Genomic DNA, 24459 nt, shown 5'->3' on the forward strand with positions numbered 1-24459 from the left:
GATTGCGAGAACAAGCGAGAAACGAGATACACTCGCTTGTTTTAAGCAAAGATTTTTAGAATTTCTGTGCGTAAGAATTGATGGCGTGAATTATGTTTTACCTGCTCATGCCAATACATGCCCATATTGATTTTAGAGAGCTCTATGGGCAGTGCATGAATCTTCAGATTCTCCGCATAATGCAGATGTTTGAGAATACTTTGCGGAATGGTCAAGATCGCCTTCGGATATTGAGCCAAGACTTGCAGTGCCGTTGCATAATGTTGGCAACGCAGAAAAATCTGCCGTGACAGTTGCTGCCGATTGAGATAAATATCTTCCAGTAATAAGCCTGTGCGCCGTGACGATACCCCAATGTGCGGTGAAGATAAATACAGTGATAAATCCATGTCTTGCTGTTGGGTACAGACCACAAAATGGTCTTCTATCAGGTTTTCAAACTGTAAATGATCCTGATGCGGTTGCACCAGATCAATCACAAAATCAATTTGTTGGGCGGAGAGATCTGCCAACATGTTTTTACGATCCAGCTTGGAACTCAGAAATTGGATATCCAGATTCAATTGGGCAAAATGATGAACCAGTTGCGGGAAAATAATCGGTTCGATTTCATCGTGAATGGCGATTTTCAGGCTTTGCAGCATGCTCGGCATAAAGTCCTGCTGGGGCACTGCAATCTGTTGAATCGCCAGTAATGCTGTTTGAATCGGCTGATAAATTTGCTCGGCATAGGGCGTGGGCAGCATCTTTTGCCCGCTACGCACAAATAGATCATCTCCGAGTTGTGTGCGTAAGCGCTGTAAGGCATGACTGACCGCAGATTGGCTGATACAGAGCAGTTGTGCGGCTTTGGAAATGCTTTTTTGCTCAAAAATGGCAATAAAAAGAGGATACAGATTGATATCGATGCGATGAAAATGCGCCACTTCCAGTGGGTTAGTGTTATGAATCTGATTCATAGTTTTGCATAAAATTAAATCATTTCATTCATATTAAATTTTCGCTTATGGTGATGTAAAGCAGCGAATCAATATTCGCCATATTTAGATTGAGGGAAATGATGATGTTTGCATTATCTGAACGCGCACAGGACTTTATTGCACGAACTAAAGCCTTTATTCAACAAGAAATAGAACCGATTGAAAAAGCGTTCTGGGATGAAGTGCATCATCGCAATGTTGATGGTGATTGGACCCAATGGCAATGGCCTGAACAATTACAACAATTAAAAGATAAGGCAAAAGCGGCGGGCTTATGGAATATGTTCTTACCTGATGCAGAGCTCGGTGCAGGCTTATCAGTTCAGGAATATGCACATATTGCGGAGCTGACAGGACGGAGCTTACTTGCCCCCACAGTATTTAACTGTAACGCGCCGGATAGCGGCAATATGGAAGTGTTATGGCGTTATGGCAGTGACCAGCAAAAACAACAATGGTTGCAGCCCCTGCTCGCTGGCGAAATCCGTTCCGTATTCTGTATGACTGAACCTGCGGTGGCATCCAGTGATGCCACCAATATGCAAGCCACGGCAGTGATTGAAGGCGATGAGATTGTCTTGAATGGCCGTAAATGGTGGTCATCTGGTTTGGGTGATCCGAATGCCAAAGTGATTATCTTTATGGCTTATACCCCAGATCCAAGCAAAGACCGTCATCATCAACATTCGATGGTGCTGGTGCCGATCGACACGCAAGGGGTAACAATTGAACGGATGTTGCCTGTGTTTGGTGATTATGATGCGCCGCATGGGCATGGACAGGTTAGTTTTGACCATGTGCGTGTACCCGTCAGCAGCTTTATTGGTGGTGCTGGCCAAGGTTTTGAAATCGCACAAGGTCGTTTAGGACCAGGGCGGATTCACCATTGTATGCGTTGTATTGGTGCGGCAGAAAAAGCCTTGGAGCTGATGATTGATCGAGGCATGTCACGCAAAGCTTTTGGCAAAGAAATCCTGAAATTGGGTGGCAATTTAGAGCGCGTCGCAGATGCACGTGTGCAGATCGATCAAGCGCGCCTATTAACGCTATATGCTGCTTATAAGATGGATACTTTGGGCAATATGGCGGCACTGACAGAGATTTCTGCGATTAAAGTGGTGGCACCGAGCGTATTGCAACATGTGGTCGATATGGCGATCCAGATTCATGGTGGTGAAGGCGTTTCACGCGATACCCCACTGACAGCCTTTTTTAACCAAGCGCGGAGTTTACGTTTGGCCGATGGACCTGATGAAGTCCATAAAGGCATGATTGCCAAATTAGAACTGAAAAAACGTGGCTATGCTCGTTGATAAGGAAAATACAACAATGACAATGATTGATATTGGTGGACAGGTTCGTCACGGTGAAGAACTAGATATTGCAGCGGTTGAAAGCTGGTTAAAAAAACAAGGTGTGGATCTGCAAGGACAGGCACAAGTGACCCAATATTCAGGTGGCGCATCGAATTGGACCTATCGTTTGCAGTATAACAATGCAGACCTGATTTTACGTCGTCCACCGAAAGGGACCAAAGCCAAATCAGCGCATGATATGGCGCGTGAATACAATGTGCAGAAGCATCTTGCGCCGTTCTACCCTGTCCTGCCTGAAATGATTGCACTGTGTCAGGACGAGAGTGTGATTGGCTGTGATTTCTATGTCATGAAACGGATCGAGGGCATTATTCCGCGTGCCAATTTACCCAAAGAATTACAGCTGGATGAGCCGCAGGTACAGCAACTGTGTCTGAATGTGCTGGATAAATTGATTGAACTGCATCAGGTACCTTATCAAGGGACTGAACTGGAAAAACTGGGTAAAGGCGAAGGCTATTGCCGTCGTCAGGTTGAGGGTTGGGATGCGCGTTACAGTAAAGCACTGACCCCAAATGTACCTGATTTTGCCTTTGTGCGTGAATGGTTGCTGCAACATATCCCTGCCGATGCTAAAACCTGCGTGATTCATAATGACTGGCGTTTTGATAATGTCATTTTAGATCCACAACAACCGACGCAAGTGATTGGGGTACTGGATTGGGAAATGGCGACACTGGGTGATCCATTGATGGATTTGGGCAGTGCTCTCGCCTATTGGATTCAAGAGGATGATGATGCTTTGATGAAATCCAGCCGCCGCCAACCCACCAATTTAAAAGGCATGCTGACACGACAACAAGTAGTGGATTATTATCTGGAAAAAACAGGTCTAAAGCCTGCCAACTGGGCATTTTATGAAGTGTTTGGTTTGTTCCGTTTAGCAGTGATTGCACAACAGATTTATTATCGTTATTACCATCAGCAAACCGATAATCCAGCCTTTAAAGATTTCTGGATCATGATTCATGCCTTACATATTCGGGCCTTAAAACTGATTGTGCAAAACCATCCGCAAGCGCAACCATTGATTACTGAATATGGCGCAAAACTACAGGATATTTTAAAACGATGACCACAATTTATTTGGTGCGACATGGGCAAGCCTCATTTGGTGCGGCAAGTTATGACCAGCTTTCAGCCAAAGGTGAACAACAGGCACAGGTTGTAGGTGATTTTTTTAAACAGACCCTGAAGCAAACGCCGCTGATTGTGGCGGGCTCAATGCAACGCCATCAGCAGACGGCACAATTAGCCTTATCAAAAAGTTTTCATGATGCACCGATTCAAACTGAATCGGTATGGAATGAGTTTGATCATCAACAGGTGTTTGCACAATACGAACCACGTTTTAATCAACCTGAATTGCTGAAACAGGATGTTGAATTGATGGCCAATCCACGTGCTTATCTGGCCAAAATCTTTGATGGCGCGATTGATCGCTGGATTGGAGAGCAATATGACCATGAATATCATGAAACCTGGTTGGGCTTTCAATCGCGTATAGAAAGTGCTTTGCACAGTTTGTGCCAGCAGATTGATGCTACACAACCGCGTCAGGCGGTGGTATTTAGTTCTGGCGGTGTGATTTCGGTGGCGGTCGGTCAGGTATTAGGTCTGGATGCTAAACAGATTTTTGCACTGAATTGGTCGATTGCCAATGCCAGTATTACCACGTTGCGTTGGACAGATGGTCGTTTGCAATTACTCAGTTTCAATGAGCATCATTATTTGAAAGCGCGTGATGCTGAACTTTTAACATGGATTTAAAAAATAGGTGGCAGGCATGGCAAAGACGATTTTAATTACAGGGGCAAGTTCAGGCTTGGGCGCAGGTATGGCGCGTGAATTTGCTGCCAAAGGCTACAATCTTGCACTGTGTGCACGACGTTTAGAGCGTTTAGAAGCCTTACAACAACAGTTGCAAAGCCAGTTTTCGATTCAGGTCAAGATTAAAATCCTTGATGTGACCCATTATGATGATGTGTTTACGGTGTTCCATGCTTTTCAGCAAGAATTTGGAACGATTGACCGAATTATTGTCAATGCAGGCGTCGGTGATGGTCGCCGTATTGGTAAGGGGCATTTTGAGGTGAATCGTGCTACTGCTGAAACCAATTTTATTTCGGCACTGGCGCAGTGTGAAGCCGCGGTTGAAATCTTTAGAGCACAAAATAAAGGGCATTTGGTGGTGATTTCTTCGATGAGTGCGATGCGTGGTTTACCCAAGCATTTATCGACTTATGCAGCCAGTAAAGCCGCAGTGGCGCATTTGGCGGAAGGAATTCGTGCTGAGTTGTTGAATACGCCAATTAAAGTCTCAACGATTTTCCCGGGTTATATTCGTACCGAGTTGAATGAGGGTGCCAAGAAATTACCGTTTGAAGTGGATGAGAAAACGGGAAGTAAGGCTTTGGTGAAAGCGATTGAGAAGGAACCCGTGAAGGCTTATGTGCCGCAGTGGCCGTGGTTGCCAATGGGGATTGCAATGAAGATTCTGCCGTTGAAACTTGTGAATAAACTGAGTTGATTTAAATGGTTATAGCGGAGTTTTACTGTGGTCTCATTTTAATTTTAGACTAAGCCACTACGTCTTGCACTTCAGTTGAAATATATTTCAACTTCGTTCAGGCTCGACCTGAGAAGCGCTTAAAGCTTCGTAAGTCTTTCGGGAAAAGTAGGCAAAACCTGAGGTACGAATAGCAAAGATTAATAATCTTTGCCGTACCGCAAGGTAAAAGCTCTGCTTGAGCAATAAACTACGCACTTTGTTTGTCTTGCGCTAGCCCAAAGCTTTAAGCGCTTTGGTTAGCTCAGGTTGTGGATGACGTTTACGCGTATCATCTTTATTGTCGAACTCAGATTAAATTAATTTCTTGCTGATATTTACTATTGTGACGGCGGCATGGATGCCGCCTGTTTGGCAGGGGTCACATGGATGTACCCTCTGCCAAACAAAGGATTTTTGCTTACTTTTCATCCCTGAAAAGTGAGATATGCGTATACAAAGGGTATATATAGGTTTTTTCCTAATAAATGAGGCTGTGCAATACCTGTATTTACTAAGATAAAGCTGTAATCAACTTTTGGTGTAAGCCACCAAAACCACCATTGGACATGATCACCACAGCATCGCCCTCACCTGCTTCATTCACCACACGGGCAATGATGTCATCTAAAGAACGGCTGACTTCAGCCTTGTTTGCTGAAGCTGAGATCACAGGTTGTAAATCCCAATCCAAACCCTCTGGCTGGTACCAAATCACTTCATCCGCTAAACGCGCTGAATGTGCCAAACCATCTTTGTGGCTGCCCATACGCATGGTGTTAGAACGTGGTTCAATGATCGCCCACAGCTTACGTTCGCCTAGACGTTTACGTGCGCCGTCGAGTGTAGTTTCAATCGCAGTTGGGTGATGGGCAAAGTCATCATAGACTTCGATGCCACGAACCGTGCCTAACAGCTCCATACGACGCTTAACACCACCGAAGTTAGATAAAGCTTCACAGGCTTGTTCAAGGCTGACACCAACGTGTTGTGCAGCAGCAATGGTTGCTAAAGCATTGGCAACACTGTGTTGCCCTGTCATGTTCCATTTCACTTCACCAATCACTTTGCCGTGTTCAAGTACTTTAAAGTGACTGCCATCGGCGCTGATCAACTCAGCAGATAACGCGGCTTGGTCATTTGGCTCTAGACTGGTACGAAGCACAGGCGTCCAGCAACCCTGTTCCAAGACTTCATCAATATTGGTTTCAGTGATTGGCGCAATAATGCGACCTTCACTTGGAATGGTACGGACTAAATGGTGAAACTGTTTTTGAATCGCAGCAAGATCATCAAAAATGTCGGCGTGGTCAAATTCAAGGTTATTTAAAATTGCTGTTTTAGGGTGATAGTGAACAAACTTAGAACGTTTATCGAAGAAAGCAGAATCATATTCATCTGCTTCTACACAGAAATATTTGCCACCACCTAAACGTGCACTTTCACTAAAACCAAGCGGTACGCCACCGATCAAGAAACCTGGATTTAAACCTGCTTGATCAAGCACCCAAGCCAGCATAGTGGTGGTGGTGGTTTTACCATGTGTACCTGCGACACCAAGCACATGTTTGCCTTGGAGCACATGATCGGCCAAGAATTGTGGGCCAGAAATATAAGGCAGACCTTCATTCAGCATGTATTCAATCGCATCAATACCACGTTTCATGGCATTGCCGACAATCACAAGATCAGGATGCGGTTGCAAGTGGCTACGGTCATAGCCCTGCATCAATTCAATACCTGCATTTTCAAGTTGAGTCGACATTGGTGGATAAACATTGGCATCTGAACCTGTGACTTTATGTCCTAAATCTCGTGCGAGTAGAGCCAAAGACCCCATAAATGTGCCACAAATACCCAAAATATGCAGATGCATAACGCGCCTTCTCCACTGCTTTTCATACAGCACTGATATCGTGTGTATGATTGTCGTTATCAATAAAAATCAAACGCAACGATAGCAAGGCTTGCATGGAAAAGATAGTCAAAATTCGTTGTTGTTGTTTAGTTCTAATTGCACGGATGAATGCTAAAATTTCAGCGTTTTTACAAGCATTTCACCTCTGCTGTTCAACCTTTATCTGGATAAAAGCACATTATGTTGAGCCCTACTCTTTTAGCGTTATGTTTGTTGATTATTTCCAACTGTTTTATGACCTTGGCGTGGTATGGGCATCTGAAAATTCTGCATGATGCGCCCATTTGGCAGGCGATCTTATTTAGCTGGTGTATTGCCTTACTGGAATACAGTTTTATGATTCCTGCCACCAAGTTGCTCAACCAGCATGGCTGGAGTCTGGGTGAAATGAAAATTACTCAGGAAGTGGTGACCTTAATGGTGTTTGTGCCCTTTATGATTTTTGTGTTTAAACAACCCTTCAAACTCGATTACATCTGGGCGATGCTATGTTTAATGGGTTGCGTCTACTTTGTTTTTAGAAATCAAAGCTAATTTTTCGAGGTATCAGTTAACGTGTTCTTTTGTTGGGGATGCCTGAAAAAACCGCTATAATATCTGCCAATTTATTCCCTTGTGCTTGGCGTAAGTCGAGATACTTGTCTATTTTTATCATGTTTTGGAAAAGCCAATGAATGCGGTCGCAACAGATAGCCAACCTTTAGTCGGAATTATCATGGGTTCTCAATCAGATTGGGCAACACTTGAACATACCGCTAACATGCTCAAACAGTTGGGTGTTCCTTTTGAAGCTGAAGTGGTTTCTGCGCATCGTACGCCAGATCGTTTATTTGAATATGCTGAAACAGCTCGTGAACGTGGTATTCAGGTAATTATTGCAGGTGCCGGTGGTGCTGCACACTTACCAGGTATGTGTGCTGCTAAAACTGATTTACCTGTATTGGGTGTACCGGTGAAATCATCGATTTTGAATGGCGTTGATTCATTGCTTTCGATTGTACAAATGCCAGCAGGTATCGCCGTAGGTACTTTGGCAATTGGTCAGGCTGGTGCGACGAATGCTGCAATTCTGGCGGCACAGATTTTAGGTTTAACTCGTCCAGACATCGCTAAAAATGTGACTGGCTTCCGTACTGCACAAACCGAAAAAGTGTCGAATAATAACATTCCTGGTCAAGTGTAACGGGGCTGAACATGAATAAAACCATCGGTATTTTTGGTGGTGGGCAGCTAGGCCGGATGATGGCACAAGCAGCGTTACCACTGAATATTCAATGCACCTTCTTTGAAGCAGAAACAGATTGCCCTGCTGCGATTTTGGGTCCAGTCTTTTCGAGCCAAGCGGCACAGGGATTACAGGATTTTATTGAAAGCGCGGATGTATTTAGTCTTGAATTCGAAAATACACCTGTTGCAGATGTGGATGTTTTGACACAAAGCAAAACCCTGCACCCTCCTCGCCTTGCTTTGGCAACTGCACAAAATCGTTTGGCTGAAAAACGTTTGTTTGATGAGTTGAGCATTCCTGTTGCGCCGTATCGCGCTGTGGACAGCTTAGAGAGCTTAAAACAAGCGGTATCGGATCTTGGATTACCCATCGTATTGAAAACGGTAACGGGTGGTTATGATGGTAAAGGTCAATTCGTTTTACGCACTGAAGATCAAATTGAGACCGCTTGGGCTGAATTAGGTCCTGCAAAAAGCTTGGTTGCAGAAAGTTTTGTCAAATTTAGCCGCGAAGTATCGATTATTGCGGTACGTGGACAAAATGGTGATGTAAAAACTTGGGCTTTGGCTGAGAATCACCATCATAATGGCATCTTGTCGCACTCAATCATACCTGCACCTAATAGCGCTGATTTACAGCCTGTTGCGCAAGACTATATTACCCGTTTACTGAAGCACTTAGATTATGTGGGTGTTCTCACCCTTGAACTATTTGTGACGGAACAAGGTTTATGCGCCAATGAAATGGCGTGTCGTGTGCATAACTCAGGTCATTGGTCGATTGAAGGTGCGATTTGCTCGCAATTTGAAAACCATATCCGTGCCGTTGCAGGCTTACCATTGGGTGCAACTGAAGTGATTCGCCCAAGTGTGATGATCAATATTATTGGTCAGCATCCCAAGTCAGAAGATGTTTTGGCACTGAATGGCGCACATTTACACCTCTATAATAAGTCTGAGCGTACTGGCCGTAAGTTGGGACATATTACTTTAATGCCAAATCATTCAGATGATTTAACCGATTTATGCCGCCAATTGGCGAAAATATTACCTGTTCCATTGGCATTAACCGATGATATGAGCATCTAAACTTATCCACAATGCCTAAAAAAGCGATCTTTGGATCGCTTTTTTAATTCTAGAATACTTTTAAATTTAAAAAAATAAACATTAGGGTGCTGTGGATAAGTTGTTTCCGGTATTTTGAATTTAAAGTTGCGTCGTTTATTTGAATTTAAATGAAAGTGGATAAGTTATTTTGCATTTTAAATTCAAAATAGAGATCCCATTTTAAATTTAAAAATAAGGCGATAATAGGTTTTTAAATTTAAATGATGGGATGTGGATATCTATTTTCTCTATATTAAGGATATAAAAAATAAAAGTTTATTGTTTTCTTGGCGTTCTTTTTGAATCAATCACTTGTCGTTTAACTCGAAGAAATGAATTTAAAAGTGGATAAGTTTTTTAAATTTAAAAGTATTGAGTTATCCAGTATTGTATTTTTGAATTTAAATTGGACTTGTTGATAACTTTTAAATTTAAAATAAAGCCTGAATTATGAATTTAAAAGTAGTGTTTTAAATTTTAAAACCAAGAAATGAATTCAAAGTTACGTTTCCAAACTATACATCTTCATATAGCGTGTTAAGGTGGAGAGGAAATTTAAATTCAAAAGTTTTGGTTTAGTCATGAAACGTCATTTTTCTTTTTTTCTAGGCACTGCCTTATTTACTTTTTTCAATCAGGCGCATGCCGAGCTTGTGATTAACGGTGCAACAGTTTCGACACCCGCCACAACAGCGACTGTTGCCAGCAGTAATTATACGCCAAATTCTAATTTTCAGGGCTGTATTGCCAATTTGCGTTCGCAGGCAATCGCATCGGGTGTATCAGGCGCAACCTATGATCGCTATACGCAAAATTTAACGCCTGATTATTCCGTGATTGATAAATTAAATTATCAGCCTGAATTTTCGACACCGATCTGGGATTATTTGTCTGGCCTTGTGGATAACGAGCGTGTACAAGCAGGGCAGCAAAAACTTACTCAACATCGTGCCGTTTTGAACCGAGTTGAGCAGGCCTATGGTGTACCTGCTGAAACCGTTGTAGCCGTATGGGGCGTCGAAAGTAACTATGGTGATATTTCGGGTAAATATCCTTTATTACAGGCATTGGGTACTTTGAGCTGTGAAGGTCGCCGTCAAAGTTATTTCCGTGGCGAGTTTTTTGCCACTATGCGTATTTTACAACGTGGTGATTTAACTCAAGACCAACTTTATGGTTCATGGGCTGGTGCATTTGGTCATACTCAGTTTATGCCATCAACGTATGAGCGCTTAGCCGTAGATTTCGATGGCGATGGTCGTCGTGATTTGGTTTCAAGTACCACCGATGCCTTAGCTTCAACCGCTAATTTCCTAAAACGAGCAGGGTGGCAAACTGGTATGCCATGGGGCTTTGAAGTTAAAATCCCGCAAGGCATGTCAATTTCTGGTGAAAGCCGTCGTAATAAGAAAGCACTGAACAGCTGGATTGCGCAAGGGGTCACCCGTGCGGATGGCACTGCATTGATTCAAGGCAATTTATCGGGCAGTACGCCAGCGGGACTGATTTCACCAGCGGGTGCCAATGGTCCATTATTCCTGGTATTTAAAAACTTTGATGCAATTTATAGCTATAACGCGGCTGAAAGCTATGGTTTAGCCATTGCGCATTTATCTGATCGTTTACGTGGTGGCACGCCATTTTTAACCGCTTGGCCAACCGATGATGCAGGGACATCCCGTGCAGAACGTCGTGAAATTCAACAGTTTTTAGTGCAGCGTGGCTATGATATTGGTGCAGTCGATGGGTTGATTGGCGATAAAAGTCGTCAGGCCATTCGCCAAGAACAGAGCCGTCTCGGTTTAAACCAGACTGGACGTGCAGGGCAGCAGATTTTACGTGCGTTCCGTCAGGAACAGGCCAAGCAAATGATGAAATAAATTTGAACTCGATAATTAAAAAAGGTCTGCCCATGGGCAGACCTTTTTTAATTAAGGTGCAGCATCTAATTTAACGGCTTCTAAAATATCAAAAATTACCGCTGTGACATCTTGGCTTAAATCACGATCATTAAAGATTTCATAAGCTGTGATAGTGACATCAGTATCACTTGGTAATTGTTTTTGTTCTTCTTCAATCAAGTGCTCGATGGGCAATAGCGTTTGTTTGATTTCAAGATGCAATACTTCATCATAAGCAAGATTTTCATCTTCAAGCTCTAACTCTTGCAAATTGAAATAGGGAATTAAGATGGCATGGAGATAAGGGCTAATATCTTGAATATTCAAGAGTTCGATATCACGAGTCTGTTCAATCGTACTGATGTGGTCGTTCACTTCAATTAAGATATGATAATAACTCATGCTGATCTCCATTAAGGCTAAGATGATGTTTTATCATCACAATAACATGAATAAATCAAAACAATCGACCCATTCTTGTTATTGCTTAGCAGATCATCTTATATCTACCTATGATGTTCGATTAATCCGCTAAACCTAATAGCTTTAGATCAGTCTCAGTCAGTTGAAAATCTTTTGCATCCTGATCTTTAATTCGTGGATACATCAAAGATCTTGGATCACGGGTATGCTTTAGACCCAAAGCATGACCAAATTCGTGTGCTAAGGTCAAACGTAAGTCATCAGTTGATGAAAATTCATAAATAAAAATCTGTTTTCCATCAAATTGACCTTTGTGTAGCACTTCAGGCTTAAAAGTCTCATTAAACTCATTTACAGAAGCACTTAACTGTTGATGGACTTGTTTCGATTTTTCAGCCTTTTCCTGACTTTGCTGGACTTTATGATTGTATTCAGTAATTTTTGCCTGCAATTTCTGGGCTTGTTGCTGCAACTGTTGTTGCTGTTTTTGCAGTGCAGTGAACAATGCTTTATTACTGCTGTCTGCCTTATATTGCGCTAAGCCTTGCTGATATTGTTGAGCCTGATTTTCGTAGGCTTTCTTTTGCAGTTCAAGTTGAGCATTGCTTTCTGCTAAATCAGCATTGCTTCTCTGCAATTTCTCATTTCTATTCAACCAATTCTGTTGTTCCTGCTCAAGTTGACTCAAACTTTCAGCACGTTTCATGCTACGAATTTGGCGTTGGTCAAAAACCAGATTAATCACAAAATCTGCGTCAGGATCATACACAAAATATTTTTGCCCCGTGTTCTTTTCCCAAATTGCAGCAGCTTGTTTACTTAAGTCGATCATTTGTTGTTGATCGATGTTCAAACGCGGGTCAAGTTCAGCAATACGATAACGTAAAGGTTGTTCTGTGTTATAGCGAACTTGCGACTGTGCTGGAGCAGTCGAGCTAATTTTAGCAAAAGTCGAGACTGGGGCTAGCAAGGTAAAACATGCAGCCATAAGGAGAGATAAAAGACGCATAATAGGAGATAAAGCTTGAAAGAGGTCACATTTTAGTAAAAAAAAATCAGTAGTCAAATTGATGGAAGATCGTTCAATTTATGAGTTTTAACGATATTTCTGGAAAATGAATAAAAATACATTTGTAGACATATTGGTAAAAAATCGTGCAAAAAAAACAGGATTTGTTTATTAAATGATCTAAAACCAATGCGAGAACAACTGTTTATTTTTTATTTTTAATGCATTAAATCTTTAATAGATGATCAAAGTAAGCTGCAAAAATATTTTTTACATCTTAAAAAAATACATTCTATTTCACATAAAATATTTATTTATTTGTACAAAAACTATACTTAGAGTCTAGTCAATGTTAATTCTTGTAAAGAAAAACCTGCTGTTGCTATCAATAAATGGCTTTTACCAAATCCTTATCAGAATCAGTGAGTGCAAATTGCTGGAAGTTTTGTTTTTGAATTACAGGGTACATCAGTGAGCGTGGATCATTGGTATGCTCTAAACCGAGTGCATGACCAAATTCATGTGCTAAAGTCAAGCGCAGATCGTTGGTAGAAGAAAATTCATAGATCAGAATTTGTTTACCGTTGAAGTGTCCTTTATGGAATAAATGTGGTTGAAAGACCTGATTAAATTGGCTTGCCGAGGCAACCAGTTGTTGATTGGTTTGATTTAGATTTTGAATGCGTTGATTGAGCTGCTGTGTACGTTGATTATGTTCTTGAACTTCACGTTGCAACACTAAAGACTGTTGTTCTAAAGTCTTCTGCCTTTGTGAAAATTGTTGAGCTAAATCTTTAGAAGTAGAACGGGTTTGGTTGAAACGCAAAACCTCAGTATTGTATTGCTGGAATTGGAGGTTGAGTTGTGCCTGTTTACTGGCGATTAAAGCAGTCGTTCTTTGAATTTCCTCTTTGACTTGCTGTAATTGTAGATTTTGATTTTCCCACTGTTGTTGTTGTTGCTTCAGTTGATCTAGGCCTTGTAAACGATCCGTGCTGCGTTGTTGACGTTCATCAAAGATTAAATTAATGCTGAATTCAGCTTGTGGATCATAAATAAAGTTTTGTTGTCCTGTTTCTTGTTCCCAAAGCTTAGCGGCTTGCTGGGTGAGTTCGAGGACTTGTTGTTGACTTAAATTAAAGCGTGGATCAATGTCGGCAATACGATAATGCACTATTTTTTTTGTGGCTTGGTGCTGATGTCCATCCGTATGATTGATATTTGCTTGAGCGCTGCTGAACTGAGGTAGGCTCACACTCAAACAAGCAATAAAGAATGCTAGATAATGAACTCGCATGCTGAAATCCCCCCAAATAAAACTTATTTTTCATCATTATTTTGTGGGCGTCAAAATGCTATGTATTTAATAAATAAAACTAAAAAATGTGATTTTGTTCTAATAAATAAAAAATTGAATCGAGTGATTTACACAATAAAAAAATGAAGAACATGTTTGTTTTTTGATCGTAAGTTAAAAAATATCAACGGATTAAATTGATAATGGCAAAAAATCCTCGAGCAGAGAGCGAAAAAATGGCCAATTGTTAACTTTTGTAAAATTTCTGCAAAGTTGAAAAGTTTTTTACTTTTTAGTTAAAAATTGCTGGATTGTGACATTTATAGTCCATCCAATTTGAGTCGTTTTTTAGAGAGATCAGATCATAACAATGTGTTGGGACTATCTTGCTAATAAAAGAGAGAGGTCTGCTTGGGTCAAACGGAAATGTGCAGTATCTTGATCTTTCATAATGGGGTGCATGAGTGCTTGTGGATCATCAGCATGTTGTAGCCCCAATGCATGGCCGAACTCATGTGCGATGGTTAAACGTAAGTCATCTGTTGATTCAAACTCGTAAATTAATATTTGTTTGCCATTAAATAAGCCCTTATGAAATAAATGGGGCTTAAAGCGTTGCTTATATTGGCTGACTGAGGCATTGAGCTGCTGGTCTAAAGCATTGAGTTCATCAACTTGCTGATTTAACTGCATGATTCTCTGATTATATTGAGCAATTTCTTGTTGCAATGTTTGCACATTCTGCTCTAAATCCCGCTGCCGTTGCTGAAAATATTCTGGGTTGGTAAAAGAAGTGGGATGTTGTCGTGCATTTTGTTGTTCTTGATTATAGTGCTGTATTTGCTGATTCAGTTGTTGCTGTTTTAAGTCGAGAAGCTGCTTACTACGCAGGATTTCCTGTTCAATCTGATCAAGCTGCCGCTTTTTTTCTACCCAGTGTTGTTGATTCGATTCAAGTTGGCTGAGGTGTACTCGGCGTTGTTCGCTTTCCATTTGACGCTCATCATAAATCAGGTGAATCGCGAGCTGCGCATGAGGATCGTAAACAAAATAATCTTGCCCAGTACCATCTTTCCAAATTTGTGTCGCTTGTTGGCTAATGGTTTTGACTTGCTCGATACTGAGTTTAAAACGAGGGTCAACTTCGGCAATACGATAGCGTAAGCGTGTATCCAGTGGACTGGCGATACGGTCTGTCAGCGAGTTAAATTTAAGCTGAGGGTGTTGGCGGGTTTGATAGCCTGACCAAAGTAAAAAGAGTACCAATGCAAGAAGGAGGAAAAATTTCATTCGTTATTTTTGGAAAATAGAGGTTGATATAGGCTTGGCACCACTAAAAATCCCCATATGAGGGTGGTGAAGATATTACCTAGCTCATAAAAAATGGCGCCAAAACCAGATATGAATGTCGAAGAATAGCTTGGTAAAAGATAAATAAGTAACAGTGGGAAAAAACTATAGACGTAAAGCTTTCTTGCCCATTGTTTAAATAAAAGTAAGCCGATGAATACAATAACAAAACCAAGCATAAGTATGCCTGAGATGACAAGTTCCCAGTTCTGAGGATCTCTTGATACGAGTTCGCTTATTGCAATGGATGTTTCATTGTAAGCATCAAATATTGAGCTTATGAGAAAACTAAGCAGTGAAAATATAAGAATTATTCTAAATCTAGTTTTGCTAATGATAGGATCTGTTTTCATCTTTAATCTAGGTATCATTTTTTTAATACTTGGGATTATACCGAAAATAATTTCATGTGTATCAAGCCAATATTATTGTATTAAACTCGATTTGCTTAAGGTTTAGGTTTAGTATTTTATGTGGGGTTAACTCATACACGGGTTATATGGTGGATGAGACAATTCATTCTGACAATTAAAATAAAATGCAAAGGAATATGCATGCTGAAATATTTACTTAAAGCGCCTGAGGCTGCATGGGCGGTGGCTTCGCCCGCACCAGCAAAGGTAGAAAATCTAAAAATTAAATATTTGGGGACTGCAGGGTTTATTCTGTCTGATAATAATCGAACCTTAGTGCTTGATCCTTTTATTAGCCGTCCAAGTCTTTGGCAGACCTTTACTCAACCTTTATCTAGCGATCCAGCATTGGTCAAACACTATATCCCTGAAGCGGATGAGGTACTGATTGGCCATGCACATTATGACCATATTTTGGATGCTGCAGAAGTATGTAAACAAACAGGCGCTCGCTTGATTGGTTCACAAGCCAGTGTGATGTATGGACGCTCAGCAGGTTTGCCTGAGCAACAGATGCAAGCTACACAGGGAAGGGAGGTGATTCACTGTGGTTTGTGGCAAGTGATTGGTTTACCTTCAATCCATGGTAAGGCTTTATTTGGTCGTGTTCCATTGCCAGGAGATATGACTGCACCGCCAGCATATCCACCGAAGTTTCATCAGTTGCGACATGGTTTGGTCTTGAATTGGTGGATTGATACAGGACAACTGCGCGTTGTTCACATTGATTCCGCCGATTTTATTGAACAAGAGTTGCAGGGCAAACAAGCTGATATCGTGTGTCTGTGTGCGATTGGGCGTAAATATCGCCCGAATTATGTCAAAGATGTGGTGCGACTACTGAAACCGAAATACATTATTCCATGTCATTGGGATAGCATGGTGACGCCGATTGATGACGTTCCTCAGTTGTTGCCAGGGGTGAATATTCCTGAGTTTATTGAAGAAATAAAAGCCTGTGGTGTAATACCTTTGTTTATGCCGATTTTGGGTGAGCTGTATTTTGAGCAATCTAAATCAACCTAATCGCCACTTTCTATACATTGGTTTTAATTCATTGTTCGTAGCCCAACAAGGGGCTCCATGCTGCATTATAAAAATTTAATGCAAAAAAAAACCGCGCTTGCGCGCGGTTTTTTTAAAGAGACAAATTATTTTTTGTCATCTTTTACTTCTGTGAATTCAGCATCTACAACGCCATCGTCCGCTTTTTGTTGTTGACCCGCATCACCACCTTGGAATGCATTTGGATCAAAACCTTCTGCGCCGCCAGCACCTTGTGCTTGTTCATAAGCACGTTGAGTGATTGGCATCAAGATGTTTTGTAAAGCTTCAGTTTTCGCTTTGATGTCTTCAACATCATTTTCTTTAGTTGCTGCTTCAAGCTCAGAAACCGCAGTTGTGATCGCAGTTTTTTCATCTTCAGTAACTTTGTCACCAAGATCTTTTACTGCTTTCGTCGAGCTAGAAACGAGCGCATCTGCTTCGTTACGTGCTTTCGCTAACTCTTCAAACTTACGATCTTCTTCAGCATTCGCTTCAGCATCTTTGATCATTGCTTCGATTTCAGCATCAGACAAACCTGAGTTTGCTTTAATCTGGATCGATTGCTCTTTACCCGTGCTCTTATCTTTAGCCGATACTTTCAAGATACCGTCAGCATTGATGTCGAACGATACTTCAATTTGCGGTACACCACGTGGAGCAGGTGGGATATCGCCTAACTGGAAGTTACCCAACAATTTGTTTTGTTGAGCCATTTTACGTTCGCCTTGGAACACTGAAATGTCTACAGCAGGTTGGTTATCAGCAGCAGTCGAGAATACTTGAGATTTCTTCGCAGGAATCGTCGTGTTTTTCTCAATAATCGCTGTTAATACGCCACCCATGGTTTCGATACCAAGTGTTAACGGTGTTACGTCTAATAAAAGTACGTCAGTTTTGTCACCAGACAATACCGCACCTTGAATCGCAGCACCAATCGCAACCGCTTCGTCCGGGTTCACGTCTTTACGTGGCTCTTTACCGAAGAATTCTTGTACTTTTTGTTGTACAAGTGGCATACGAGACTGACCGCCTACCAAGATCACGTCAGAGATGTCAGACGTCGAAAGACCCGCATCTTTAAGTGCAATACGGCAAGGCTCAATCGTACGAGCAACTAAGTCAGCAACCAAACCTTCAAGTTTTGCACGTGTTACGTTGATCACTAAGTGTTTAGGACCAGTCGCATCAGCAGTGATGTATGGAAGGTTGATTTCAGTTGCATTCGAAGAAGAAAGCTCGATTTTTGCTTTTTCAGCAGCTTCTTTCAAACGTTGTAACGCAAGTGGATCATTTTTCAAGTTCACACTTTGTTCTTTCTTGAATTCTTCAACCAAGAATTCAATTAATGCGTTATCAAAGTCTTCACCACCAAGGAAAGTATCACCATTTGTTGATAACACTTCGATTTGTTGGTCGCCATCAAGGTCAGCGATTTCAATGATTGATACGTCAAATGTACCACCACCTAAGTCGTAAACCGCGATTTTACGATCGCCTTCTTTTTTATCCATACCGAACGCAAGTGCCGCAGCAGTTGGTTCGTTGATGATACGTTTAACATCAAGACCTGCAATTTTACCTGCATCTTTAGTTGCTTGACGTTGTGCATCGTTAAAGTAAGCAGGAACAGTAATCACTGCTTCAGTAACGGTTTCACCTAAATAGTCTTCTGCAGTTTTCTTCATCTTTTTCAAGATTTCAGCAGAGATTTGTTGAGGTGCTAATTTTTTATCGTTTACTTCAACCCAAGCATCGCCATTGTCTGCTTTGATGATTTTGTAAGGCACAAGACCGATATCTTTTTGTACCGCTTGATCTTCGTAGCGACGACCGATTAAACGCTTGATTGCGAATAATGTATTTTTCGGGTTAGTTACCGCTTGGCGTTTCGCGCTTTGACCCACAAGGATCTCGCCATCTTTATATGCAATGATCGATGGAGTTGTACGCGTACCTTCTGCGTTTTCGATTACTTTTACTTTATCGCCTTCAAGTACAGCAACACATGAGTTGGTAGTACCTAAGTCAATACCAATAATTTTTGCCATTGTTTGTGTTCCTCTAAAATTTTGTTGCAATGTTTTGCTTGTTATTCGATATGAGAGTCAATTGGTATTTTTCAAGCATTTTTATGAAAAAAAATCAAAAAACTCTCAGATTCGTACGCTTTTGAGCAAATAAACGCTTTGCTCACGTAGATTATTGACCCACCATCACCATCGCTGGGCGAAGTAAACGACCATTTAAGGTATAGCCTTTCTGTAAAACAGTACCAATTTGATTGGCTTTGGCATTCGGGTCGATACCTACGGCTTGGTGTAAATCCGCATTGAAACCATTTTGGGTATCTGCTTCGACTACGCCAAACTTCTCAAGCGTGGTGAGTAGTGATTTCAAAGTAAGTTTAATCCCTTCAAGTACAGGTGTTTCTTCTTCACCCGCAGCTTGAATTGCACGTTCTAGGTTATCGACAGAATCCAATAATTCTTTCGCAAATTTTTCCAGCACAGTCTCTTTATGCTTTTCAGACTCACGTTGAATACGTTCAACACTCTTTTGTGCTTCATAAACAGCATTGGCTGTACGTGCTTTTTCGAGTTTTAAGCTTTCTTCGAGTTTGGTGATTTGAGCTTGTAAATCTTCAACGCTAAGCTCGTTTGCTTGCTCTACACCTTCAGCTTGAGTTTGTTCAGTTTGTTGCTCATTTTGAATGTCTTGAGCTTGCTCATTGTGCTCATTAGCCATTGATGATCTCCGTTGAAAAAAATTCTTAAACATGTACAGTCCTTCTGGCGTTAATGCTCATAGGGTTAAACCCGAACTGCCACATCTTGGTCATTCATAGATAGGGATGAAGTATGGGCAACGCGACAAAATTCAAGCGTTCAGGTCGATTTAAATCTTTTAATTTTGCTGATTTAAGTAAAAATTTAAGTTTTCAATCACAAAAGCAATAAATTCTTGGGTGATTTTCGGTAAATGTTGTCTGGATGCATAAACCAAAGATAAGGTGAGATCGGGTGCCGAAAAATCGGTAAACACCTGTTGCAAACGTTGTTGAGCAATATCTTTACGCACCAGCAACGTTGGCAGCATCGCAATCCCTTGGGCTTTAAGACACATCTGATAAAGCGCAATCACATCATTGCTTTTAAACGTAACATTTAAAGGGTAGTTCTGCGGTTGCTGATCTGTATCAAATAAGGTCCAGTATTGGTTATGTGTGTGATGGGCTATACATTCATGTTGAATGAGTTGACTGGGATGTAACAGGGGAGTGTGGTCTTGTAAGTAATGTGGGTGTGCGCAAAAGGTGGATTCAATTTGACAGACTGGGCGGGCAATCAGTCCTTCTGCGACTTTCTGAGTAATCCTCAAAGCAAGATCCACATGAGCATCTATTAAGTCAACAGTATTCTCTGTGAGATACACATCAAAATGAATCTGTGGATAGCGTTTTTTAAATTGCTTAATACATTCATTCACACCAAGCTGAAATAAAAATAAGCCGCAGGTAAAACGGATGGTGCCACTGTGCTGTTCTGGCGCGGCTAAGCCTTCTAATAGTTGTTGCTGTTGTAAAATATTTTCGCAGTAGACCAGCGCTTTCTCACCCGCAGGGGTGAGTGAAACTTTACGGGTATTGCGTTGAAACAGACGTGTCGAAAAAGTTTGTTCGAGATGGTCTAAGTAACGGGAGACCATCGCTTTAGAATAATCGAGATGTTCAGCAGCTTTGCTCAGATTGCCTTGATGCGCAATACAAACAAAGACTTGAATGGCTTTTAATGTGTCCATCGTTATTATCATTGTTGCAAGATATGCAACATTTTATCTTAGTTTAGAGTGTTTATTCAGCAATAATTGCAATTTAAAGTGTCTCTTATCAGATTGGAGACGATAAGATGAATACCAAACCTTATATTATTGCTTTATCAACTTTGGCAGCAACATCTGCTGCTTTCGCACAAGATTTAAAAATCCAAAACTTTTTGGCTCAACCTGAGCACTTCGGTGTGACTTCAACCTTGATTGAAGGTGATAAAGAAGTGTTATTGGTGAATGCGCAATTTTCTAAATCGGAAGCATTGCGTATTGCGGCCGATATCTTAGACAGCGGTAAAACCTTAAAAACCATTTTTGTCAGCTATGGTGATCCAGACTTCTATTTTGGTTTAGATGTGTTTAAGCAATATTTCCCGAACGTGCAGGTGATTGCGACTCCTGAAACGGTGAAGCATATTCAGGATACACAAGCGCTGAAAGTACAGTATTGGGGACCAAAAATGGGCGCCAATGCACCGAGCAAGATTATTGTTCCGCAAGTATATACGGCTAAAACCTTAAAATTAGAAAATGAAAATATCGAAATCAAAGGTAAGAAAGAACTGACTTATTTATGGATTCCGAGTGCCAAAGCAGTTGTCGGTGGTATTCCAGTATCATCAGGTATTCATCTGTGGACTGCGGATACCCCAACAGCCAAAGATCGTGCAGAAGTGGTACAGACTTTAGAGAGTATCAAAGCCTTAAATCCACAAGTGGTGGTGCCTGCACATATGAAAGTAGGCGCAGCGGAAGGTCTTGATGCGGTGAATTTCTCAATTGATTATTTAAAGCAATATGAGAAAGCGGTAAAAGCCAGCAAAAATTCAGCTGAATTAATTGGAATTATGCAAAAACAGTACCCAACTTTAGGCGAGTCAAGCAGTTTAGAGTTGGGCGCCAAAGTGGTGAAAGGCGAGATGCAATGGCCTTAAATCCAGCTAAATAAATGGAAAAACCGTGATCAGAAGTCACGGTTTTTTATGGCTGCTACATTTATTTTTAATCAAAATTACGTAATTGTAATCTTTTAAGCAGATTGTGCAGTCTTTCTATGAATTATAAAAAAATAAGATAATCGCTTTTTCACTGAAAAAATAAAACTAAAAACCGTGAAATTACTTTAACTCTAATGCTTTAGCGATTTTGAATGTTTTTTTTAATATGTGAAACATGAAAAGAGTTGATTTAAGAAAAATTGCAAAATAGAGCGGCTTACATAACAAACTGCAACTAATCCGCATCACGTCCGAGAAAAAAATTGTGAATCATAGGCATCGCAAAGACAACTTTGCTTTTTGTCATAATGAAAGGAAATACGAAATGAAAAAGTTAGCATTGATTTCTGCGGTTGTAGCCGGTGTTGCATTAACAGCTGTAGGTTGCTCAACTCAAGGTGGTTTAGACGCGTCTGGCTCAGCTCAAACAACTGGTGCAAGCCCAGCAGGCGTACAAGGTGGTGTTGGCGTACAAGGTGGTTCATCTGTTGATGTTCAATCTGGTGGTGCTTCTGCTGATGTATCTGGCTCAGTTTCTGGTTCAGCAGGTACGACAGCTCAATAATTTTTTAGAATGAAGTTAGCTTCGCATGAGATTAAACACACGATGCCGCATGCAATCTTACTAATGTACTGCTATACATTGCGCGAAGTTAACTTAATTCATAAAACTGACACTTTTAGAGTGCTATAAACTAGAACGAATTCATTCGTTCTAGTTTTATCGTTTTAACAATCTCATGTTAAAACAGCATTTAATTGACATAAAAAATAGCTGTGAATAAGCACTATGGATAATGACTTTTTGATAGTAGCCCTTTAGCGTACGACATATTTTTCAAATCTTGAACTTGATCTAAGACTTTAGAAAAGCATATAGTCGAAGACAACAAGAATTATGGACAGAGCGAAGAAGGGGACAGAAGTGACAGCATTACCTCAAAAAATTCAAACAATTTTAGACAAAGGGCAAGGCCCTGCTGCACGAGCGCTAGATAAGCTCCCCAAAATCGTACAAGAGTCTCTCGCTAAGCTTCTCGCTTATCCACACCAATATCCAGATTTAGATTCTTTTACTAAATGTTTGATGGCTGTCCAAATTAAACAAGGGCGCATTGGTTTTATTGGGGATGATCCAATTGAATCCCGCCGTCAGTTTGATGCGCAAATGTTGGCAATTATTAATAAACCAACATCGATTGAATCGGTTGAGGATATTCGTCTCCCTTTGCAAAGTGGTACGGTCTTTGCCAGACATTACCATCCTGCACCGAATAAGAAATTGCCGATCATTGTGTTCTATCACGGTGGTGGTTTTGTGGTGGGTGGTCTGGATACGCATGACGAAGCTTGTCGTCTGATTGCCAAATATGCAAAAGTACAGGTCTTAAGTATTGATTATCCACTTGCACCAGAAGCATCACCACAACTGTTGATCAAATCATGTGAAGATGCACTGGCATGGGTATATCAAAATCGCCGTCAATTGAAAATCTATAAGAATCGTATTGCGGTTGCAGGTGATAGTGCAGGGGGCAATATTAGTACTGTGGTTGCACAGCACTCCGTTGGTAAAGCCTATGCACCACAAGCACAATTATTGATTTATCCCGTGGTTGACTTCAAAAGCCGCCATCCTTCGTTCTATGCCTATGGAGAAGGTCTGGTGCTGACCAGTAAAGATGTGGATTATGTGACTGACTATTATGCAACACAGCATGATGTTGCATTAGATGATCCGTTGATCTCACCAACCTATGGCAGTCTTAGAAAGTTGGCACCTGCTTATGTGATTACGGCGGGTCATGACCTACTTCATGATGAGGGTGCAATCTATAGCCATAAGCTCAGACAAAATGGGGTTAAAGTCCAATATGTTGATTACCCAGATCAGACTCATGGCTTTATTAACCTCACGCCTATCTCAAGCAAGGCCAAACGCAATACCATCGAAGTTGCCAAAAACTTTAGAAAATTTTGGGATAAACATAGTTAATAAAGTCCGAGCCGATGTTTCACGTGAAACATCGGTTTTTTTGTTTTAAAGATAACAAATAGAAATAGCAAAATAGAATCAGCAAAACTAAGATGAGCGTTCACAACAAATCAATGATCAAGCCGAGAAAAGCAATGATGAAAAAGTTGTTCATGACAACAGGTTTAATTTTGGCAAGCAGCCATTTATTTGCAAATACCATGGTTGATATGAAAACCAGTATGGGCAACATCGAAATTGAACTTTTTGATGATAAAGCACCTGTGTCGGCAAAAAACTTTGAAAGCTATGTAAAAAGCAACTTCTATACAGGCACGATCTTCCATCGCGTGATTCCTGGCTTTATGGTGCAGGGTGGTGGTTTGGATGCCAATATGATTGAGAAGACAACCAAAGCACCAATCGTGAATGAGTCGGGAAATGGTTTGAAGAATACACGCGGTACTTTAGCCATGGCACGTACCAGTAACCCGAACTCTGCAAGCAGCCAATTCTTTATTAATGTCGCAGATAATAACTTCTTAAATAAGTCACCTATGGATGCAGGTTACGCCGTATTTGGTAAAGTAACTAAAGGTATGGATATTGTCGATAAGATCGTAAATGTACCAACGGCAAACTACGGGATGCATCAAAATGTACCGAAACAACCCATTAAAATTATCAGCGTACAGATAAAGAACAGTAAGTAAAAAACAAAGCAGAAATATGTATAGAATATTTCTGCTTTAATTTTATATGCTTACGAGAATTATGCTGTTTTGTTGAACATGTTTGTGTGTAAAAAAAGAACACTTGATAAAACAAGGGTTTAAAAAGACTTGCACACTAAAAAAAATCTCCTATAATGCACTCATCCCGACGCGATGAAGCAAAAATAACTTAGCTTTACTGGTTAAGTTGTTAAATATTTATTGCGTTAATTTACCGCTGACGAGGTGGTAAAAAGATCATTAAGAGAATAGAAGAACAACTTGTGTGGATTTTTACTGGTTGATCAATCGAAAATATTTCATTGATTGAATGGTAAAAATTTCTCGA

General features: G+C 40.9%; 23 protein-coding genes. 13 read left to right on the forward strand and 10 right to left on the reverse strand.

What is annotated here, in order from left to right:
- Positions 1-41 precede the first annotated feature (41 nt).
- Positions 42-959 (reverse strand): LysR family transcriptional regulator, encoded by a 918-nt coding sequence (locus F885_RS05550; protein WP_005320059.1) that lies wholly within the window; start codon positions 957-959, stop codon positions 42-44.
- Positions 960-1063: 104 nt separating this feature from the next.
- On the opposite strand from F885_RS05550, the gene F885_RS05545 reads away from it, so the two are divergent.
- Genes F885_RS05545 through F885_RS05530 form a run of 4 tightly spaced genes read left to right on the forward strand, consistent with a single transcriptional unit; the run spans position 1064 to position 4886 of the window.
- The gene (locus F885_RS05545; protein WP_171068217.1) at positions 1064-2293 is read left to right on the forward strand and encodes an acyl-CoA dehydrogenase family protein; all 1230 of its coding nucleotides are present in this window, start codon (positions 1064-1066) and stop codon (positions 2291-2293) included.
- Positions 2294-2309: 16 nt separating this feature from the next.
- Complete coding sequence (locus tag F885_RS05540; protein ID WP_005320064.1) at positions 2310-3431, forward strand: phosphotransferase family protein; 1122 nt, start codon at positions 2310-2312, stop codon at positions 3429-3431.
- Positions 3428-4126 (forward strand): histidine phosphatase family protein, encoded by a 699-nt coding sequence (locus tag F885_RS05535; RefSeq protein ID WP_005320067.1) that lies wholly within the window; start codon positions 3428-3430, stop codon positions 4124-4126. Before F885_RS05540 ends, F885_RS05535 begins: the two co-directional genes overlap by 4 nt.
- 16 nt (positions 4127-4142) lie before the next feature.
- A complete protein-coding gene (locus tag F885_RS05530) occupies positions 4143-4886 on the forward strand; it encodes an SDR family oxidoreductase (RefSeq protein ID WP_005320070.1) in 744 nt (247 codons plus the stop codon).
- 532 nt (positions 4887-5418) lie between these two features.
- Here the strand turns inward: F885_RS05530 and mpl are convergent.
- Complete coding sequence (mpl, locus tag F885_RS05525; protein WP_005186309.1) at positions 5419-6780, reverse strand: UDP-N-acetylmuramate:L-alanyl-gamma-D-glutamyl-meso-diaminopimelate ligase; 1362 nt, start codon at positions 6778-6780, stop codon at positions 5419-5421.
- A 222-nt stretch (positions 6781-7002) separates the two neighbouring features.
- On the opposite strand from mpl, the gene F885_RS05520 reads away from it, so the two are divergent.
- The 4 genes from F885_RS05520 to F885_RS05505 all read left to right on the forward strand — a co-directional run bounded on the left by F885_RS05520 (position 7003) and on the right by F885_RS05505 (position 11039).
- Positions 7003-7356, forward strand: coding sequence for a DMT family protein (locus tag F885_RS05520; protein WP_005186310.1), 354 nt, complete (start codon positions 7003-7005; stop codon positions 7354-7356).
- 136 nt (positions 7357-7492) lie between these two features.
- Positions 7493-8005 (forward strand): 5-(carboxyamino)imidazole ribonucleotide mutase, encoded by a 513-nt coding sequence (purE, locus tag F885_RS05515; protein ID WP_004803286.1) that lies wholly within the window; start codon positions 7493-7495, stop codon positions 8003-8005.
- 11 nt (positions 8006-8016) lie between these two features.
- Positions 8017-9138 carry a 5-(carboxyamino)imidazole ribonucleotide synthase gene (locus tag F885_RS05510; RefSeq protein ID WP_005320075.1) on the forward strand — a complete coding sequence of 374 codons (1122 nt, stop codon included), beginning with the start codon at positions 8017-8019 and terminating at the stop codon, positions 9136-9138.
- Between the two features lie 602 nt (positions 9139-9740).
- Positions 9741-11039: a lytic murein transglycosylase gene (locus tag F885_RS05505; protein WP_005201802.1), complete on the forward strand. Its 1299-nt coding sequence runs from the start codon at positions 9741-9743 to the stop codon at positions 11037-11039.
- A gap of 51 nt (positions 11040-11090) precedes the next feature.
- On the opposite strand, the gene F885_RS05500 is transcribed toward F885_RS05505, so the two are convergent.
- The 5 genes from F885_RS05500 to F885_RS05480 all read right to left on the reverse strand — a co-directional run bounded on the left by F885_RS05500 (position 11091) and on the right by F885_RS05480 (position 15492).
- Positions 11091-11474 (reverse strand): hypothetical protein, encoded by a 384-nt coding sequence (locus tag F885_RS05500; RefSeq protein WP_171068218.1) that lies wholly within the window; start codon positions 11472-11474, stop codon positions 11091-11093.
- 109 nt (positions 11475-11583) lie between these two features.
- Positions 11584-12492: a matrixin family metalloprotease gene (locus F885_RS05495; protein WP_005320081.1), complete on the reverse strand. Its 909-nt coding sequence runs from the start codon at positions 12490-12492 to the stop codon at positions 11584-11586.
- Between the two features lie 385 nt (positions 12493-12877).
- Complete coding sequence (locus F885_RS05490) at positions 12878-13789, reverse strand: matrixin family metalloprotease (RefSeq protein WP_005320085.1); 912 nt, start codon at positions 13787-13789, stop codon at positions 12878-12880.
- 381 nt (positions 13790-14170) lie between these two features.
- Positions 14171-15079 carry a matrixin family metalloprotease gene (locus F885_RS05485; protein WP_005320087.1) on the reverse strand — a complete coding sequence of 303 codons (909 nt, stop codon included), beginning with the start codon at positions 15077-15079 and terminating at the stop codon, positions 14171-14173.
- Positions 15076-15492 carry a hypothetical protein gene (locus F885_RS05480; RefSeq protein WP_005320090.1) on the reverse strand — a complete coding sequence of 139 codons (417 nt, stop codon included), beginning with the start codon at positions 15490-15492 and terminating at the stop codon, positions 15076-15078. The genes F885_RS05485 and F885_RS05480 overlap by 4 nt, the downstream gene beginning before the upstream one ends.
- 201 nt (positions 15493-15693) lie before the next feature.
- Here F885_RS05480 and F885_RS05475 point away from each other — a divergent pair, with 201 nt between their 5' ends.
- The gene (locus F885_RS05475; protein ID WP_005320092.1) at positions 15694-16578 is read left to right on the forward strand and encodes an MBL fold metallo-hydrolase; all 885 of its coding nucleotides are present in this window, start codon (positions 15694-15696) and stop codon (positions 16576-16578) included.
- A gap of 125 nt (positions 16579-16703) precedes the next feature.
- On the opposite strand, the gene dnaK is transcribed toward F885_RS05475, so the two are convergent.
- The 3 genes from dnaK to F885_RS05460 all read right to left on the reverse strand — a co-directional run bounded on the left by dnaK (position 16704) and on the right by F885_RS05460 (position 20397).
- Positions 16704-18647 (reverse strand): molecular chaperone DnaK, encoded by a 1944-nt coding sequence (dnaK, locus tag F885_RS05470; protein WP_004803271.1) that lies wholly within the window; start codon positions 18645-18647, stop codon positions 16704-16706.
- A gap of 151 nt (positions 18648-18798) precedes the next feature.
- Entirely contained in the window at positions 18799-19344 is a 546-nt protein-coding gene (gene grpE, locus F885_RS05465; RefSeq protein WP_004803267.1) for a nucleotide exchange factor GrpE, read from the reverse strand.
- Positions 19345-19503: 159 nt separating this feature from the next.
- Entirely contained in the window at positions 19504-20397 is an 894-nt protein-coding gene (locus F885_RS05460) for a LysR family transcriptional regulator (RefSeq protein ID WP_004803265.1), read from the reverse strand.
- 107 nt (positions 20398-20504) lie between these two features.
- Here F885_RS05460 and F885_RS05455 point away from each other — a divergent pair, with 107 nt between their 5' ends.
- The 4 genes from F885_RS05455 to F885_RS05440 all read left to right on the forward strand — a co-directional run bounded on the left by F885_RS05455 (position 20505) and on the right by F885_RS05440 (position 24110).
- Positions 20505-21359, forward strand: coding sequence for an MBL fold metallo-hydrolase (locus F885_RS05455; protein ID WP_005320096.1), 855 nt, complete (start codon positions 20505-20507; stop codon positions 21357-21359).
- Between the two features lie 388 nt (positions 21360-21747).
- A complete protein-coding gene (locus F885_RS05450) occupies positions 21748-21987 on the forward strand; it encodes a hypothetical protein (protein WP_005201819.1) in 240 nt (79 codons plus the stop codon).
- A gap of 360 nt (positions 21988-22347) precedes the next feature.
- Complete coding sequence (locus F885_RS05445; RefSeq protein WP_212749840.1) at positions 22348-23418, forward strand: alpha/beta hydrolase; 1071 nt, start codon at positions 22348-22350, stop codon at positions 23416-23418.
- Positions 23419-23552: 134 nt separating this feature from the next.
- Positions 23553-24110: a peptidylprolyl isomerase gene (locus F885_RS05440; protein WP_005201825.1), complete on the forward strand. Its 558-nt coding sequence runs from the start codon at positions 23553-23555 to the stop codon at positions 24108-24110.
- The last annotated feature ends 349 nt before the right edge of the window (positions 24111-24459 follow it).

The organism is Acinetobacter higginsii (assembly GCF_000369845.1).
In the GTDB taxonomy this organism is placed as follows: Bacteria; Pseudomonadota; Gammaproteobacteria; order Pseudomonadales; family Moraxellaceae; genus Acinetobacter; species Acinetobacter higginsii.